Annotated in this window: 8 protein-coding genes, 2 tRNA genes and 3 rRNA genes; 9 read left to right on the top strand and 4 right to left on the bottom strand. The window is 51.7% G+C overall.

What is annotated here, in order from left to right; genetic code table 11:
* Nucleotides 1-176: 176 nt before the first annotated feature.
* Nucleotides 177-2,045, top strand: coding sequence for a low affinity potassium transporter Kup (gene kup, locus ACL2XN_RS17575; protein ID WP_410012831.1), 1,869 nt, complete (start codon nt 177-179; stop codon nt 2,043-2,045).
* A gap of 91 nt (nt 2,046-2,136) precedes the next feature.
* Here kup and ACL2XN_RS17570 read toward each other — a convergent pair whose 3' ends face one another.
* The gene (locus ACL2XN_RS17570; RefSeq protein WP_410012830.1) at nt 2,137-2,826 is read right to left on the bottom strand and encodes a FadR/GntR family transcriptional regulator; all 690 of its coding nucleotides are present in this window, start codon (nt 2,824-2,826) and stop codon (nt 2,137-2,139) included.
* 467 nt (nt 2,827-3,293) lie between these two features.
* Here ACL2XN_RS17570 and ACL2XN_RS17565 point away from each other — a divergent pair.
* From ACL2XN_RS17565 to rrf, 5 genes are all read left to right on the top strand, one after another.
* Nucleotides 3,294-4,836: ribosomal RNA gene (locus ACL2XN_RS17565) — 16S ribosomal RNA — on the top strand.
* 74 nt (nt 4,837-4,910) lie between these two features.
* Nucleotides 4,911-4,987, top strand: a tRNA-Ile gene (locus tag ACL2XN_RS17560).
* A gap of 207 nt (nt 4,988-5,194) precedes the next feature.
* A tRNA-Ala gene (locus ACL2XN_RS17555) sits at nt 5,195-5,270 on the top strand.
* Nucleotides 5,271-5,648: 378 nt separating this feature from the next.
* Nucleotides 5,649-8,641 (top strand): 23S ribosomal RNA (locus ACL2XN_RS17550).
* A gap of 126 nt (nt 8,642-8,767) precedes the next feature.
* A 5S ribosomal RNA gene (gene rrf / locus ACL2XN_RS17545) occupies nt 8,768-8,883 on the top strand.
* Together the 16S, 23S and 5S rRNA genes with 2 tRNA genes alongside form the textbook arrangement of a ribosomal RNA operon.
* A gap of 620 nt (nt 8,884-9,503) precedes the next feature.
* On the opposite strand, the gene ACL2XN_RS17540 is transcribed toward rrf, so the two are convergent.
* The 3 genes from ACL2XN_RS17540 to mobA form a co-directional block, all read right to left on the bottom strand.
* Complete coding sequence (locus tag ACL2XN_RS17540) at nt 9,504-11,750, bottom strand: inverse autotransporter beta domain-containing protein (RefSeq protein ID WP_413721767.1); 2,247 nt, start codon at nt 11,748-11,750, stop codon at nt 9,504-9,506.
* Between the two features lie 525 nt (nt 11,751-12,275).
* Complete coding sequence (mobB, locus tag ACL2XN_RS17535; RefSeq protein ID WP_413729168.1) at nt 12,276-12,809, bottom strand: molybdopterin-guanine dinucleotide biosynthesis protein MobB; 534 nt, start codon at nt 12,807-12,809, stop codon at nt 12,276-12,278.
* A gap of 10 nt (nt 12,810-12,819) precedes the next feature.
* Entirely contained in the window at nt 12,820-13,395 is a 576-nt protein-coding gene (gene mobA / locus ACL2XN_RS17530; RefSeq protein ID WP_410016671.1) for a molybdenum cofactor guanylyltransferase MobA, read from the bottom strand.
* 145 nt (nt 13,396-13,540) lie between these two features.
* Between mobA and ACL2XN_RS17525 the strand changes: the two genes are divergently transcribed.
* The 3 genes from ACL2XN_RS17525 to dsbA are packed head-to-tail and all read left to right on the top strand — an operon-like array spanning nt 13,541 to nt 15,468.
* Nucleotides 13,541-13,810: a YihD family protein gene (locus ACL2XN_RS17525; RefSeq protein ID WP_410016670.1), complete on the top strand. Its 270-nt coding sequence runs from the start codon at nt 13,541-13,543 to the stop codon at nt 13,808-13,810.
* A gap of 25 nt (nt 13,811-13,835) precedes the next feature.
* Nucleotides 13,836-14,822 carry a serine/threonine protein kinase gene (locus tag ACL2XN_RS17520; protein ID WP_410016669.1) on the top strand — a complete coding sequence of 329 codons (987 nt, stop codon included), beginning with the start codon at nt 13,836-13,838 and terminating at the stop codon, nt 14,820-14,822.
* A gap of 19 nt (nt 14,823-14,841) precedes the next feature.
* Nucleotides 14,842-15,468, top strand: a complete 627-nt coding sequence (gene dsbA, locus ACL2XN_RS17515; protein ID WP_410012827.1) for a thiol:disulfide interchange protein DsbA — start codon at nt 14,842-14,844, stop codon at nt 15,466-15,468.
* Nucleotides 15,469-15,621: the final 153 nt, after the last annotated feature.

Raw genomic sequence — 15,621 nt, 5'->3', positions numbered from 1 at the left:
AGGACTGAAAACAGGCGGGAGGCAGGGTCATTTCTTCCCGACGGGCTGATATCGATGCGAAGAAAGATGATATTAGATTAGGTATTCTGCTAGTTTCATGCATACTGTGCGCTTTTTGATGAGCTATGGATTAAGCCCACCAAACGCTACGGATACATTACAGCGCGAAAGAGGTTATGAGTAGAGAGAATAAGCAATCCCTATCGGCGGTAACATTGGCCGCTATCGGCGTGGTTTATGGAGATATCGGCACAAGTCCTCTATATACCCTCAGAGAATGCCTAGCAGGGCACTATGGTTTCGGCGTTGAACGGGGCGCGGTGCTTGGTTTCCTGTCGCTCATCTTCTGGCTGCTGATCCTTATTGTTTCCTTCAAATACCTGTCTTTCGTCATGCGGGCGGATAACGCCGGGGAAGGCGGTATTTTAACCCTGATGTCGCTGGCCGGCAGGAATACGTCGGCGCGCATGACCTCGGTGCTGGTTATCATGGGGCTTATCGGCGGCAGTTTCTTTTACGGCGAGGTTGTGATTACGCCGGCCATCTCGGTGTTGTCGGCCATTGAAGGGCTGCAAATCGCCGCGCCGTCGCTTGATGCCTATATCGTCCCCTTATCCGTAGCTGTCCTGACGCTGCTGTTCCTTATCCAGAAAAAAGGCACCGGCGGCATAGGCAAATTGTTCGCGCCGGTCATGGTGGTGTGGTTTCTGGCCCTGGCGGTGTTGGGCGCGCGCGGCATCATGGACAATCCCGAAGTGCTGTACGCCCTCAATCCCAAATGGGCGGTAAGCTTTTTTATTCAATATAAAACCATTTCGTTTTTTGCCCTTGGCGCGGTGGTATTGTCGATTACCGGCGTGGAAGCGCTGTATGCCGATATGGGCCATTTCGGCAAGCTGCCGATCCGTATCGCCTGGTTCAGCGCGGTTCTGCCCTCGCTGGTATTAAACTATTTCGGCCAGGGCGCGTTATTGCTGAAATACCCCGCCGCCATCAAGAACCCTTTCTTTTTGCTGGCGCCGGACTGGGCGCTGATTCCCTTATTGATATTGGCCACCCTCGCCACGGTGATTGCCTCCCAGGCGGTGATATCCGGCGTCTTTTCCCTCACCCGACAGGCGGTGCGCCTGGGTTACCTGCCGCCGATGCGCATCGTCCATACTTCCGAGATGGAATCCGGCCAGATCTATATCCCCTTTATTAACTGGCTGCTGTATGTTGCCGTGGTGCTGGTGATCATGAGCTTCGAGCATTCCAGCAATCTGGCGGCGGCGTACGGTATCGCGGTTACCGGCACCATGGTGCTGACCAGCATCCTGTCCTGCACCGTCGCCATAAAAAACTGGCACTGGAACCGTTTGCTGGTGTTGGTATTGCTGATATTGCTGCTGGGCATGGATATTCCCATGTTCGCCGCCAACGCCCTGAAGATTTTCTCCGGCGGCTGGCTGCCTCTGCTGCTGGGTTTCCTGATGTTTATCGTCATGACCACCTGGAAGAGCGAACGCTTCCGGCTGTTGCGCAGGATGCATGAGCACGGCAATTCCCTGGAGGCGCTGATCGCCTCGCTGGAAAAATCGCCGCCGGTCAGGGTAGCGGGCACGGCGGTATTTATGTCGCGGGCGATGAACGTCATTCCTTTTGCGCTACTGCACAATCTCAAGCACAACAAGGTGCTGCACGAACGCGTGGTGCTGTTGACGCTGCGCACCGAAGACGCGCCATTTGTACACAATGTGCGGCGCGTCACCATCGAGCAGCTTTCGCCGACCTTCTGGCGGGTGGTTGCGAGCTACGGCTTTAAAGAAACGCCGGATATGGAGGAAATTTTCCATCGCTGCGGCCTGGAAGGGCTGTCGTGCCGGATGATGGAGACCTCTTTCTTTATGTCCCATGAATCGCTGATCCTGGGTAAACGCCCCTGGTATCTGCTGGTGAGGGGCAAGCTGTTCATCGCCTTAAGCCGCAACGCCCTGCGTGCGCCCGATCAATACCTGATTCCACCTAACCGGGTTATCGAGCTGGGCACCCAGGTGGAAATCTAAGTCGCCGGCTGATCTGTACTCCAGGCGAGCCAGCCCGGCAGGCCGTTTGTTAACGGCGGCGCGGGGGCCGCTTGCCGTCTTGCGCCGCTGACTAATCGTTTCCTGCCAGCAGCCGCTGGCAGGCCGCCATCGCCTCCCGCGAATCGCCGGCCAGAATGGCATCCACGATAGCCTGGTGCGGGTCGGCCTTCACGTTTTCATCGCTGACGATGGCGCGAAAATAGTTCTGATAGATGGAACTGAACAGATTGGCAAAAGATGAAAGGAATGGATTGCCGCTGATTTCATAGATATGCCGGTGGAACTGGGCATCGACGTGTATCCAGCGTTCACGGTCAAAATGCGCATGCAGCAACTGCATCTCCTCCATCAGCATCACCAGCCTGTTTTTTTCCTCATCGGTGGCATTCACCGCCGCCAGCGCGCAGGCCTGCGGCTCAAGGCTGGTGCGCATGACCAGGAAGTGATCCATCACGCCGTCAAAATTCTCGCGGGTGACCCACCACCCTAGTAATTCCTGATCCAGAAAATTCCACTGGTGGCGCGGTAAGACGCGCGTGCCGATACGCGGCCGGGGCAAGAGCATGCCTTTTGCCGCCAATATTTTCACCGCCTCCCTGACCGCGGTACGGCTGACGCCAAACAGATCGCCCAGCTCAATTTCACCCGGCAAAATGTCGCCGGCGGCATATTCTCCCGCCAGGATGCGTTGTCCCAGCTTCTCGGCCAGAATATAGGAAAGGTTTCGTTGTGCGGCTTGTTGTTGCGGTGTCAAATGCATCGCGTCCCGTCCCATGTGTTTTAATTGACTCTATATTATGCCTGCGCACGGGCATATGGCGGGGTAAATGTCGTAAATGCAGTCCCGATCCCTGAATTTATCCAAGATTTGCTGAAAAATAAACCGATTGGCTTATTTTTACCAATTAACCCTTGTCAGGCTGGGGAAAGTCCCTATAATGCGCCTCCACTGACCGGGAACAAACGCTAACGCGATGCCGGGTCGGGAAGGGAAAAGCGCCCGGTACGGGCAAATAAAAGCTTGACTCTTCAGCGGGAAAACGTAATATACGCAACCCGCGCCAGGTGAGATTGATGCACGCTGGCCATGCTCTTTAACAATTTATCAGACAATCTGTGTGGGCACTCACAAGACCGTATCGAAACACAAAATACCAAGTCTTGAAGAGTGAACAAACAGTTAATTCATAAGATTAACAGTATGACAATCTTTGAGCATCAAGCTTTTAATTGAAGAGTTTGATCATGGCTCAGATTGAACGCTGGCGGCAGGCCTAACACATGCAAGTCGAGCGGCAGCGGAAAGTAGCTTGCTACTTTGCCGGCGAGCGGCGGACGGGTGAGTAATGTCTGGGGATCTGCCTGATGGTGGGGGATAACTACTGGAAACGGTAGCTAATACCGCATAACGTCGCAAGACCAAAGTGGGGGACCTTCGGGCCTCACGCCATCGGATGAACCCAGATGGGATTAGCTAGTAGGTGAGGTAATGGCTCACCTAGGCGACGATCCCTAGCTGGTCTGAGAGGATGACCAGCCACACTGGAACTGAGACACGGTCCAGACTCCTACGGGAGGCAGCAGTGGGGAATATTGCACAATGGGCGCAAGCCTGATGCAGCCATGCCGCGTGTGTGAAGAAGGCCTTCGGGTTGTAAAGCACTTTCAGCGGGGAGGAAGGCGATAAGGTTAATAACCTTGTTGATTGACGTTACCCGCAGAAGAAGCACCGGCTAACTCCGTGCCAGCAGCCGCGGTAATACGGAGGGTGCGAGCGTTAATCGGAATTACTGGGCGTAAAGCGTACGCAGGCGGTCTGTTAAGTCAGATGTGAAATCCCCGGGCTTAACCCGGGAACTGCATTTGAAACTGGCAGGCTAGAGTCTCGTAGAGGGGGGTAGAATTCCAGGTGTAGCGGTGAAATGCGTAGAGATCTGGAGGAATACCGGTGGCGAAGGCGGCCCCCTGGACGAAGACTGACGCTCAGGTACGAAAGCGTGGGGAGCAAACAGGATTAGATACCCTGGTAGTCCACGCTGTAAACGATGTCGATTTGAAGGTTGTGGCCTTGAGCCGTGGCTTTCGGAGCTAACGCGTTAAATCGACCGCCTGGGGAGTACGGCCGCAAGGTTAAAACTCAAATGAATTGACGGGGGCCCGCACAAGCGGTGGAGCATGTGGTTTAATTCGATGCAACGCGAAGAACCTTACCTACTCTTGACATCCAGAGAAGTTTGCAGAGATGCGAACGTGCCTTCGGGAGCTCTGAGACAGGTGCTGCATGGCTGTCGTCAGCTCGTGTTGTGAAATGTTGGGTTAAGTCCCGCAACGAGCGCAACCCTTATCCTTTGTTGCCAGCACGTAATGGTGGGAACTCAAAGGAGACTGCCGGTGACAAACCGGAGGAAGGTGGGGATGACGTCAAGTCATCATGGCCCTTACGAGTAGGGCTACACACGTGCTACAATGGCGCATACAAAGAGAAGCGAACTCGCGAGAGTAAGCGGACCTCACAAAGTGCGTCGTAGTCCGGATTGGAGTCTGCAACTCGACTCCATGAAGTCGGAATCGCTAGTAATCGTGGATCAGAATGCCACGGTGAATACGTTCCCGGGCCTTGTACACACCGCCCGTCACACCATGGGAGTGGGTTGCAAAAGAAGTAGGTAGCTTAACCTTCGGGAGGGCGCTTACCACTTTGTGATTCATGACTGGGGTGAAGTCGTAACAAGGTAACCGTAGGGGAACCTGCGGTTGGATCACCTCCTTACCGAAATAGATACTAATTGTGTAGTGTCCACACAGATTGTCTGATAACTGTAACGAGCAAGAAAAACCTTCTATAGGCTTGTAGCTCAGGTGGTTAGAGCGCACCCCTGATAAGGGTGAGGTCGGTGGTTCGAGTCCACTCAGGCCTACCAGTTCTACTTACCCTGGTCATTTTCACCGCTGCGTGACTCATGTGCTTGCGCACACTGCGTTACTCGCGCCGAAACTGTCTGCGGCTAAGCGAACTGGCTATCGTACCGAAATCCTCCCCGATGTGACATTGCTGAGTATCCTTAACCGGTGCCCGGTCATAAGCGCATGGAAAAGAATGCGGTGGATATAAAAAGGTTAAACGACTTGGGGCTATAGCTCAGCTGGGAGAGCACCTGCTTTGCACGCAGGGGGTCAGCGGTTCGATCCCGCTTAGCTCCACCATTTCCTGATGGGATGGGTGGTAAGATTGTCTGGTTTTTCTTATTTATTTCAGAGCACACTCTTATGAGTATGCTGCGAAATACATGCTCTTTAACAATCCGGAACAAGCTGAAAATTTGAAAAAAAACATGCTGAGCAAAATCAGTATGCGATTCTCTCAAAGCAAGCAAACCTAATGATTGCCGTGTCGATGGCAATCTCTGTAGCCCAGGCGAGGGTTTACTCTCACCAGGGTGAGACTGTGCGAACAGTGTCAGGGCAAGGCGCACGGCGCGCAGCCAGCGGAGTGGACTCAATGTCCATGAGCATGGCGAGCACCGCGCAACGATGCCATGGCAGTGTGCAGCCAGTCGCAACACAGACACTTTAGGGTTGTGAGGTTAAGTGAATAAGCGTACACGGTGGATGCCTAGGCAGTCAGAGGCGATGAAGGACGTGCTAATCCGCGAAATGCGCCGGTGAGCTGATATGAAGCGCTATCAGCCGGCGATGTCCGAATGGGGAAACCCAGTGCAATTCGTTGCACTATCATTACGTGAATCCATAGCGTATTGAGGCGAACCGGGGGAACTGAAACATCTCAGTACCCCGAGGAAAAGAAATCAACCGAGATTCCCCTAGTAGCGGCGAGCGAACGGGGAACAGCCCAGAGTCACCATCAGCATTTGCATCAGGAGAACGGTCTGGAAAGTCCGGCAACACAGGGTGATAGCCCCGTATCCGAAGGTGCAAGTGCTGTGAGCTCGATGAGTAGGGCGGGACACGTGATATCCTGTCTGAAGATGGGGGGACCATCCTCCAAGGCTAAATACTCCTGACTGACCGATAGTGAACCAGTACCGTGAGGGAAAGGCGAAAAGAACCCCGGCGAGGGGAGTGAAATAGAACCTGAAACCGTGTACGTACAAGCAGTGGGAGCCTTGATTTATCAGGGTGACTGCGTACCTTTTGTATAATGGGTCAGCGACTTATATTCTGTAGCAAGGTTAACCGAATAGGGGAGCCGTAGGGAAACCGAGTCTTAACTGGGCGTTAAGTTGCAGGGTATAGACCCGAAACCCGGTGATCTAGCCATGGGCAGGTTGAAGGTTGGGTAACACTAACTGGAGGACCGAACCGACTAATGTTGAAAAATTAGCGGATGACTTGTGGCTGGGGGTGAAAGGCCAATCAAACCGGGAGATAGCTGGTTCTCCCCGAAAGCTATTTAGGTAGCGCCTCGTGAATTCATCTTCGGGGGTAGAGCACTGTTTCGGCTAGGGGTCCACCCCGGATTACCAACCCGATGCAAACTGCGAATACCGAAGAATGTTACCACGGGAGACACACGGCGGGTGCTAACGTCCGTCGTGAAGAGGGAAACAACCCAGACCGCCAGCTAAGGTCCCAAAGTCATGGTTAAGTGGGAAACGATGTGGGAAGGCACAGACAGCCAGGATGTTGGCTTAGAAGCAGCCATCATTTAAAGAAAGCGTAATAGCTCACTGGTCGAGTCGGCCTGCGCGGAAGATGTAACGGGGCTAAACCATGCACCGAAGCTGCGGCAGCGGACATATCACTTAAGACAATTGTACGGAAAACGATTGACGGAGCGCAGCGACGTCAATGCGTTCATCACGTCGAGTTGGCTTAAGGATATGTCCGTTGGGTAGGGGAGCGTTCTGTAAGCCTGCGAAGGTGGCCTGTGAGGGTTGCTGGAGGTATCAGAAGTGCGAATGCTGACATAAGTAACGATAAAGCGGGTGAAAAGCCCGCTCGCCGGAAGACCAAGGGTTCCTGTCCAACGTTAATCGGGGCAGGGTGAGTCGACCCCTAAGGCGAGGCCGAAAGGCGTAGTCGATGGGAAACAGGTTAATATTCCTGTACTGGGTGTGACTGCGAAGGGGGGACGGAGAAAGCTAGGTTCGCCGGGCGACGGTTGTCCCGGTTTAAGCGTGAAGGTGGAAAGAGCAGGTAAATCCGCTTTTTCATTCAACACTGAGGCGTGATAACGAGCCACTACGGTGGTGAAGGAATTGATGCTACGCTTCCAGGAAAAGCCTCTAAGCTCCAGGTCACATCGAATCGTACCCCAAACCGACACAGGTGGTCAGGTAGAGAATACCAAGGCGCTTGAGAGAACTCGGGTGAAGGAACTAGGCAAAATGGTGCCGTAACTTCGGGAGAAGGCACGCTGGCATTAGGTGGAGGGACTTGCTCCCCGAGCTGAAGCCAGTCGCAGATACCAGCTGGCTGCAACTGTTTATTAAAAACACAGCACTGTGCAAACACGAAAGTGGACGTATACGGTGTGACGCCTGCCCGGTGCCGGAAGGTTAATTGATGGGGTTATCCGTAAGGAGAAGCTCTTGATCGAAGCCCCGGTAAACGGCGGCCGTAACTATAACGGTCCTAAGGTAGCGAAATTCCTTGTCGGGTAAGTTCCGACCTGCACGAATGGCGTAATGATGGCCAGGCTGTCTCCACCCGAGACTCAGTGAAATTGAACTCGCTGTGAAGATGCAGTGTACCCGCGGCAAGACGGAAAGACCCCGTGAACCTTTACTATAGCTTGACACTGAACATTGAGCCTTGATGTGTAGGATAGGTGGGAGGCTTTGAAGTGTGGACGCCAGTCTGCATGGAGCCAACCTTGAAATACCACCCTTTAATGTTTGATGTTCTAACTCCGGCCCGTAATCCGGGTCGAGGACAGTGTCTGGTGGGTAGTTTGACTGGGGCGGTCTCCTCCTAAAGAGTAACGGAGGAGCACGAAGGTTAGCTAATCACGGTCGGACATCGTGAGGTTAGTGCAAAGGCATAAGCTAGCTTGACTGCGAGAGTGACGGCTCGAGCAGGTGCGAAAGCAGGTCTTAGTGATCCGGTGGTTCTGAATGGAAGGGCCATCGCTCAACGGATAAAAGGTACTCCGGGGATAACAGGCTGATACCGCCCAAGAGTTCATATCGACGGCGGTGTTTGGCACCTCGATGTCGGCTCATCACATCCTGGGGCTGAAGTAGGTCCCAAGGGTATGGCTGTTCGCCATTTAAAGTGGTACGCGAGCTGGGTTTAGAACGTCGTGAGACAGTTCGGTCCCTATCTGCCGTGGGCGTTGGAAGATTGAGAGGGGCTGCTCCTAGTACGAGAGGACCGGAGTGGACGCACCACTGGTGTTCGGGTTGTCATGCCAATGGCATTGCCCGGTAGCTACGTGCGGAAGAGATAACCGCTGAAAGCATCTAAGCGGGAAACTTGCCTCGAGATGAGTCTTCCCTGTGGCTTTAAGCCACCTGAAGGGACGTTAAAGACGATGACGTTGATAGGTCGGGTGTGTAAGCGCAGCGATGCGTTGAGCTAACCGATACTAATGACCCGTGAGGCTTAACCTTACAACACCTAAAGTGTTTGACGCGAAGAGAGCGTTGCCCCGAGGGGTGGCGAGAGAATTTTCAGCGAAGTTCCGGATAAAGGCCGATGGTCATCAGTAACAGGATGACGGTTGGTAAACGAATTTGCCTGGCGGCACTAGCGCGGTGGTCCCACCTGACCCCATGCCGAACTCAGCAGTGAAACGCCGTAGCGCCGATGGTAGTGTGGGGTCTCCCCATGCGAGAGTAGGGAACTGCCAGGCATCCAATTGACGAAGCCCTCTGTGAGAACAGAGGGCTTTTTCATGTCCGTAACCCTGGCGGTTCGCTACTCGAGTAAGAGAGTAGGACCACCGGCAACGCCGGTGGAACGGAGCCGCAGGCGACGGCCCGCAGGGTGCCTGACGCAGTCAGGCATCCACTGCCAGGCATCCCATTGACGAAGCCCTCAAAGAAAACAGAGGGCTTTTTCATGTGCGTAACCCTGGCAGTTCGCTACTCGAGTCAGAGAGCAGGACAACAGGCGGAGCCTGTTGAACGCCGCTTGCGGCGGCCCGCAGGGTGGCCGCCGCAGGCGGACATCAACTGCCAGGCATCCCATTGACGAAGCCCTCAAAGAAAACAGAGGGCTTTTTCATGTCCGTAACCCTGGCGGTTCGCTACTCGAGTAAGAGAGTAGGACCCCCGGCAACGCCGGTGGAACGGAGCCGCAGGCGACGGCCCGCAGGGTGCCTGGCGCAGTCAGGCATCAACTGTCAGGCATCCCATTGACGAAGCCCTCTGTGCAAACAGAGGGCTTTTTCATAGCGATAAAACAGGCAAGCCAGCAGGGCAAAAGGGTACCCATTGGTAATAAAATAGCATCTGGCTGGCCTGACGTATTTTATACTATTATCGGTTGAACAAATATTGGTTTATTAGCGTCCACCTGCGTCGCGGAAATAACCTCAGTACTAACTTCATCACCATTATGTTTATCATCAATATCTTCATTTTTATCACCAATTACATGTCCTCGACGGCGAGCAAGTGTTTCAATAAGACTTTCATCAAGTTTTTTTGCGGAGTGAGAAGGATCTTTTGACTCATTTGATGGAATATCCTTTTTAAGCACCTGGGGCACTGAGGCTTTAATTTTAGAAAGTAAATCATGCTCAGACGGTTGCCGCCCCAATTGGTCATGATGTTCATTCGAGAAATTACTGGGCTGCCCCGATACTTTTCTTAACCCCTCCCGCGCTTTCTGAATAACATCCAATGTTATCTCCGGCCGGTGCGGTGGCTGTTGCCCAGAGCTTTTTTTGAGAATTCGCCTTTCCTTGGATTCACTATTGAAAGGCGGCGGTGGTGGCGGCGGCGGCGGTGGCGGCGAACCATTGGTACCGCTAGTGTCAGTGGCGATTCCATTATCTTCTGTCTGTGAAGACACTGACTTAGAATTATTTTTTCCTCTGTCGCTCATATCACTATTAATATCGCTAGCGTCAGTGGGGATGCCATCATCATCTGTCTGTGAAGACACTGACTTAGAATTATTTTTTCCTCTGTCGCTCATATCACTATTAATATCGCTAGTGTCAGTGGGGATGCCATCATCATCTGTCTGTGAAGACACTGACTTAGAATTCTTTTTTCCTCTGTCGCTCATATCACTATTAATATCGCTAGTGTCATCGGGGATGCCATCATCATCTGTCTGTGAAGACACTGACTTCACATCCTTTTTTTCATTTCCGCCCGGATTAACTATAGGCTGGATAATCTCAGGTTGATTTATATTATCCTGCGTTGATATAACCATCTTGCTCTCATCTGCGGTATTTTGTTCGTTAAGCTGACGCCACGGGTAGGGCTCGGTGTTTATGGTCATCTCACTGCGATTTGACGCATTTCCCCGCTTATCATACGCAACGGCTGAGACGACATACTGGTTGGTACCATGGCTGCTGAAGTCCGGAAATTGTACCTGGTAAGCATTATTGTTGAGGGTAACGACTTGACCCCCTGCAGGCTTCAGCGCGCTGTCGTCCCATTCAATACGGCTAATATCATGTTTAGCCGAGACCCTAAAATTAATGTGTTTTCGTTCGCCTTCAACCCCGCTCAGCTCCGTGGGTAGCTGGAAATGAATTTGTTCCCTGCGCTGATACTCAAGCACAATATTATTATTACGCGCCACAACATCCAATCGGCTGCCGGCCAGGCTGCGCCGCAGCGGCGTATAATGCGGATCCAGCTGTTTTGCTAAAGGTACATTAAAATGATAATTTAATGAAAGATTGGCTTTACCCTCTGTTTTGCCATTATTCCAACGCGCATGATCCGCGCCAAATGTAATCAGCGGTACCGGAGAATAGGTCAAGCCCGCGGTAAGCGCCGAGGGGTTTCGATACCGTTCATTGCGGCTGAGGGTTACGACCTCAGCGCCGAAATAGCGCTCATATTTTACTTTGGCGCCCACCTGGGGGTATGCCGGTAAAAACGTCTCCGCTACAAGATCAAAACCATTCGCGGCGCGTTCCTTGGTACCTGTGAGTAATGAAGACGTTTTCCAATCCGACAGGCGATAATAGCCGTTAGCCGCAAGCTTAATATTATCTCCCCAGACTTCAAATCCGATACCTGCCCGTTGATGATGATTGCCTGAGATTTGCGCGTCGTAAAAGGCGTTATATCCCAGCATCCAGCTCTCGAAAAAATGACGCTGCCCCACACCAATATTGATGATACTTTTGGCATTATGCCGTCTTATACCGAGCTGGCTGAAGAGCATCCGCTCGTCCCTGTTTGTCAAGGGCACCAGGAAATCAAATGAGGCGCCAGTCAATAAATTGTGTTTTATTGGCAAATTGACTGCCGAGGTGCCAGACGGCGTTCCGTGTTTAACGCGCGGGGCTGTCGTGTTGTCCTTGGAGGAAAGGGCATTTTCATTGAGCGAAGGGATTGATAGTAAAGATTCATGTAATGTATGGTCGTTAAAATTGGGTTGGGGTAATTTTTCCCTGATGGTAATATCTTCGCCTTTATGGGTGCTGGTTTTTTTAAGTTCCTTTTTTTTGTCAGTTGAAAAACAGCCGGCCAACAAGGCCGCTATACTAATAACGGTAACGTGCCATTTTGTATAAATCATATATAATGCCGTAAAGTAAATATTTCAAGCAGTTGCCAATACTGCCACATGATTATATTTATATGCAGGAAGTTATAAATTAAAAGAGAATGAATAATCAGTTTTCTCTGGCAGGCTTCACTGCATGTTTAATGATTATTTAATCTATGATTAAAACACAGGTTCGCTCCTTTCAGGGCCGCTTAGCAGCAAAACAGGCACGATCAAGGAAATGCCCCCATCGGCATGCCGGGACCAGTATAATAAATAAAAATAAACTCATCCCTCGATGGCCTGTTATAAAGCCATCTTGGGATTTTTTAAAATACGATTTATCTGAATGAAACGATGATAATTCTCGTCTTGACCTGATGATTGTAATTTAATCTATATAAACAGTTGATAACTTATTTGAAGAAATATCTTTTTTAGGCAAGTGATGAAAATCCAATCCACTCTTAAAACTTATTTAAAAGGGATTTCAATGCCCCATCCGTCTGCGTCCGGGATCGCCGTTCGCGCGCCGTTCGCGCCGGCGTTGCCCAATCAACCTACGCCGGACTGCTGCTGTACACGCAGCCAGTTGGCGATAAAAATCGCGATAGCATCGGGTTGGTTGATATCCAGCAGCGGCAGGTTGACGTCAATCTGCACGTCGCAGGCCACGGCAATGACATGGCCGTCAATCAATGGCCGCCACTCTTTGCCGGTATCCTGGCGAAACAGGGCGATTTTAGGCACCGGCTCGTCTTTGAACCCTTCGACCAGGATCACATCGATAAGCCCGCTGTCCATTTGACCGGCCAGCCAGAGTAATGTCGGCATCGCCAGGTCCGGCGTTTCGGTCATCAACGCCCAGCGCGCCTCGCTTGCCACCATGGTTTGCCTCGCGCCTGCCTTACGCAGTTCATAGCTGTCTTTCCCGGGTGTATCGACATCCACGTTATGATGGGTGTGCTTGATGATGCCCACGCGTATGCCGGCCTGGTTAAGCCGGGGAATGAGCTGGGTCAGCAAGGTGGTCTTTCCAGTGCCGCTGAAGGCGGTAAACGCCAACAAAGGGGGAACGGCATGCGACATAAAATAGTCCTTAGGTTTTTACCCAGTTCTGCACGTCAAGGGGGGTATTGAGATTATGGAAATTCGGGTTTTTCACCGGGAATATCACTCTTTCGGCGGCGATGCGGTTAAAAAACAACATTACCTTGCGTTCTCCCTGCGCCAGGAAGGCCTCCAGCTGAGAAATCAATACCCGGTGGAGCAGCGCAAAAGCCGGATGTTCCCGCCCTCCTGCGCTGGCAAAGGCGGCAAGAGCTTCCCGCTTACCATCCCATAACCGTTGCACTAAATCCCCCGGGAAAACCGGCACATCGCAAGGGGCGAACACCACCCATTGGGTCGGCGCTGCTTGTAACCCCGCCAGCATGCCGGCAAGCGGTCCGGGATAACCGGGCATGCTATCGCTCACAACCCGCAACCCGCTTTGCCGGTAGAGAGCGATATTGCGGTTGGCGTTAAGCAGCACGGTACCGACCTGGGGCGCCAGGCCGTCCAGGACATAGCGATAAAGGGGGATTTGATTGACCATAACCAACCCTTTGTCTTTGCCGGCCATACGTGTTGCTTGGCCGCCGGCCAGGATTACGCCTGTGATGTCCGCTTTTATAATAACTCTCCTCCAAAGCCTAATCATTGATAGGCAGGCTCACATATTAAGATACAATGTTTCACATGTTACAGAACAATCATGTTTATCCTGCCTGGTGGATCTTGATACATTAACACTGGGACCTATAGAGAGGGATTGCGTTATGAAATATCACCGCCTTAATGAGCTTATCGAACTGCTGCATCCGGCATGGCAAAAAGAGCCGGATTTGAATTTGCTGCAATTCCTGCATAAATTGGCGCAAGAGGCCGGTTATGACGGTGATTTAACCGCTTTGTCGGATGATACGTTAATTTATCACTTAAAAATGCGCGGTGCCGACAAAACGCAAGCTATCCCGGGTCTGCAAAAGGATTATGAAGAGGATTTCAAAACCGCGATTCTGCGGGCGCGCGGCATCATTAAAGACTAGGCAAGGGCGACGAAATGAGCGTTTTATGAATATAACCGCATTTAATTTCAAGACGTTGATGCCGGAGCTTATAATGGATGCCCTGGAAAACGTCGGTTTACGCATAGATTCTGGGCTTACCGCCCTCAATAGCTACGAAAACCGCGTTTACCAATTCCTGGATGAAGACAGAAAACGCTACGTGGTGAAATTTTATCGACCTGAGCGCTGGTCGGTTGAGCAGATCCTTGAGGAACATGAGCTTTCATTGGGATTGAACGAGGCGGAAATCCCGGTGGTGCCGCCGATGCTTATCAATGGATCCACGCTTTTGCAGCATGAAGGCTTTCATTTTGCCGTATTTCCAAGCGTCGGCGGCAGGCAATTTGAACAGGATAATGACGAACAGCTTGAATGGGTGGGGCGTTTTATCGGACGTATCCATCGCAATAACGGCGATAAATGCTTCACTACCCGTCCGACTATCGGCCTGGATGAGTATCTGTATGAGCCAAGGCGTGAATTTGAACGCAGCACGCTTATCGCGGGCAAACAAAAAACCGCTTTTTTACAATCCGTTGACACCCTAATAGCCGAAGTTAAGTTATGTTGGACGACGCAATGGCGTCCGCTGCGTCTGCATGGCGATCTGCATGCGGGTAATATTATGTGGCGGGACGGTCCGATGTTTGTTGACCTGGATGATGCCAGAAACGGACCCGCGGTTCAGGATCTTTGGATGCTGCTTAATGGCGATCGTATCGAACAGCAATATCAGCTGTCGCTTTTGCTTGAGGCTTATAGTGAATTCATGGATTTTAATCCGCGCGAATTGGCGTTGATAGAACCATTACGCGCGATGCGGATGATCTATTACCTGGCCTGGATTAGTCGGCGGTGGGGCGATCCCGCATTTCCCTATAGTTTCCCCTGGATGGTGGAAGCTGAGTTCTGGTCACAGCAAACACTCATCTTTACAGAGCAGGTGAAGCTATTGCATGAACCACCTTTACAGCTTATGCCTACGTATTAAACATTTGGAGAATAACTTAATGAAGAAGATTTGGTTGGCGCTTATGGGGCTCGCGTTGGCGTTTAGCGTTTCGGCCGCGCAATTTACCGAAGGGCAGCAATATATCCAACTTGATAAGCCAGCGACCGGTGAGCCGCAGGTATTGGAATTTTTCTCGTTTTATTGCCCGCACTGCTATGAATTTGAACAAAACTTCCATGTTTCCAGTACCGTAAAACAGGCTTTGCCCGCAGGAACCAAAATGATCAAATATCATGTGGATTTCCTGGGCGGCGATATGGGCAAGCAGGTTACCCAGGCCTGGGCCGTTGCCATGGCATTGGGCGTGGAGGACAAAGTCAGTCCGCTGTTGTTTGACGGTATTCAAAAAACTCAGACGGTGCAAACACCCGCCGATCTGCGTAATGTCTTTATCCAGGCCGGTGTGAGCGGCGAGGAATATGACGGCGCCTGGAATAGCTTTGTGGTCAAATCCCTGGTAGTCCAGCAGGAAAAAGCCGCGTCCGATTTGCAATTACGCGGTGTTCCAGCCATGTTCGTGAATGGCAAATATATGGTTAAGAACGATGGTCTGGATATGTCGTCAAAGGATGTCTACGTCAAACAATTTGCCGACGTGGTAAAATTCCTGCTAACGCAGAATTAAATACTTTAATGTATTACTTCAAAACGCCGGCCATGTCCGGCGTTTTTTATGCAATTGATTAACCTGCCTCACTAAGTTATTTCCCGCGTTGCGCCTGTCGGTCTGGAGGATTTGTGTATATCCTTTTTTAGCCAAAAGCGCTTATCATTTTAT

The sequence above is a fragment of the Sodalis sp. RH22 genome (genome assembly GCF_047324165.1).
GTDB lineage: Bacteria > Pseudomonadota > Gammaproteobacteria > Enterobacterales > Enterobacteriaceae > Acerihabitans.
The sequence above is the reverse complement of the archived record's forward strand: the minus strand, read 5'-3'. Positions and strand labels throughout refer to the sequence as shown.

Bases quoted from the DNA above. Each gene is read 5' to 3' on its own strand.
- ACL2XN_RS17570 (WP_410012830.1), bottom strand. From the start codon at position 2,826: ATGCATTTGACACCGCAACAACAAGCCGCACAACGAAACCTTTCCTAT.
- ACL2XN_RS17525 (WP_410016670.1), top strand. From the start codon at position 13,541: ATGAAATATCACCGCCTTAATGAGCTTATCGAACTGCTGCATCCGGCA.
- dsbA (WP_410012827.1), top strand. From the start codon at position 14,842: ATGAAGAAGATTTGGTTGGCGCTTATGGGGCTCGCGTTGGCGTTTAGC.
- ACL2XN_RS17520 (WP_410016669.1), top strand. From the start codon at position 13,836: ATGAATATAACCGCATTTAATTTCAAGACGTTGATGCCGGAGCTTATA.
- kup (WP_410012831.1), top strand. From the start codon at position 177: ATGAGTAGAGAGAATAAGCAATCCCTATCGGCGGTAACATTGGCCGCT.
- ACL2XN_RS17540 (WP_413721767.1), bottom strand. From the start codon at position 11,750: ATGATTTATACAAAATGGCACGTTACCGTTATTAGTATAGCGGCCTTG.
- mobB (WP_413729168.1), bottom strand. From the start codon at position 12,809: ATGTCGCATGCCGTTCCCCCTTTGTTGGCGTTTACCGCCTTCAGCGGC.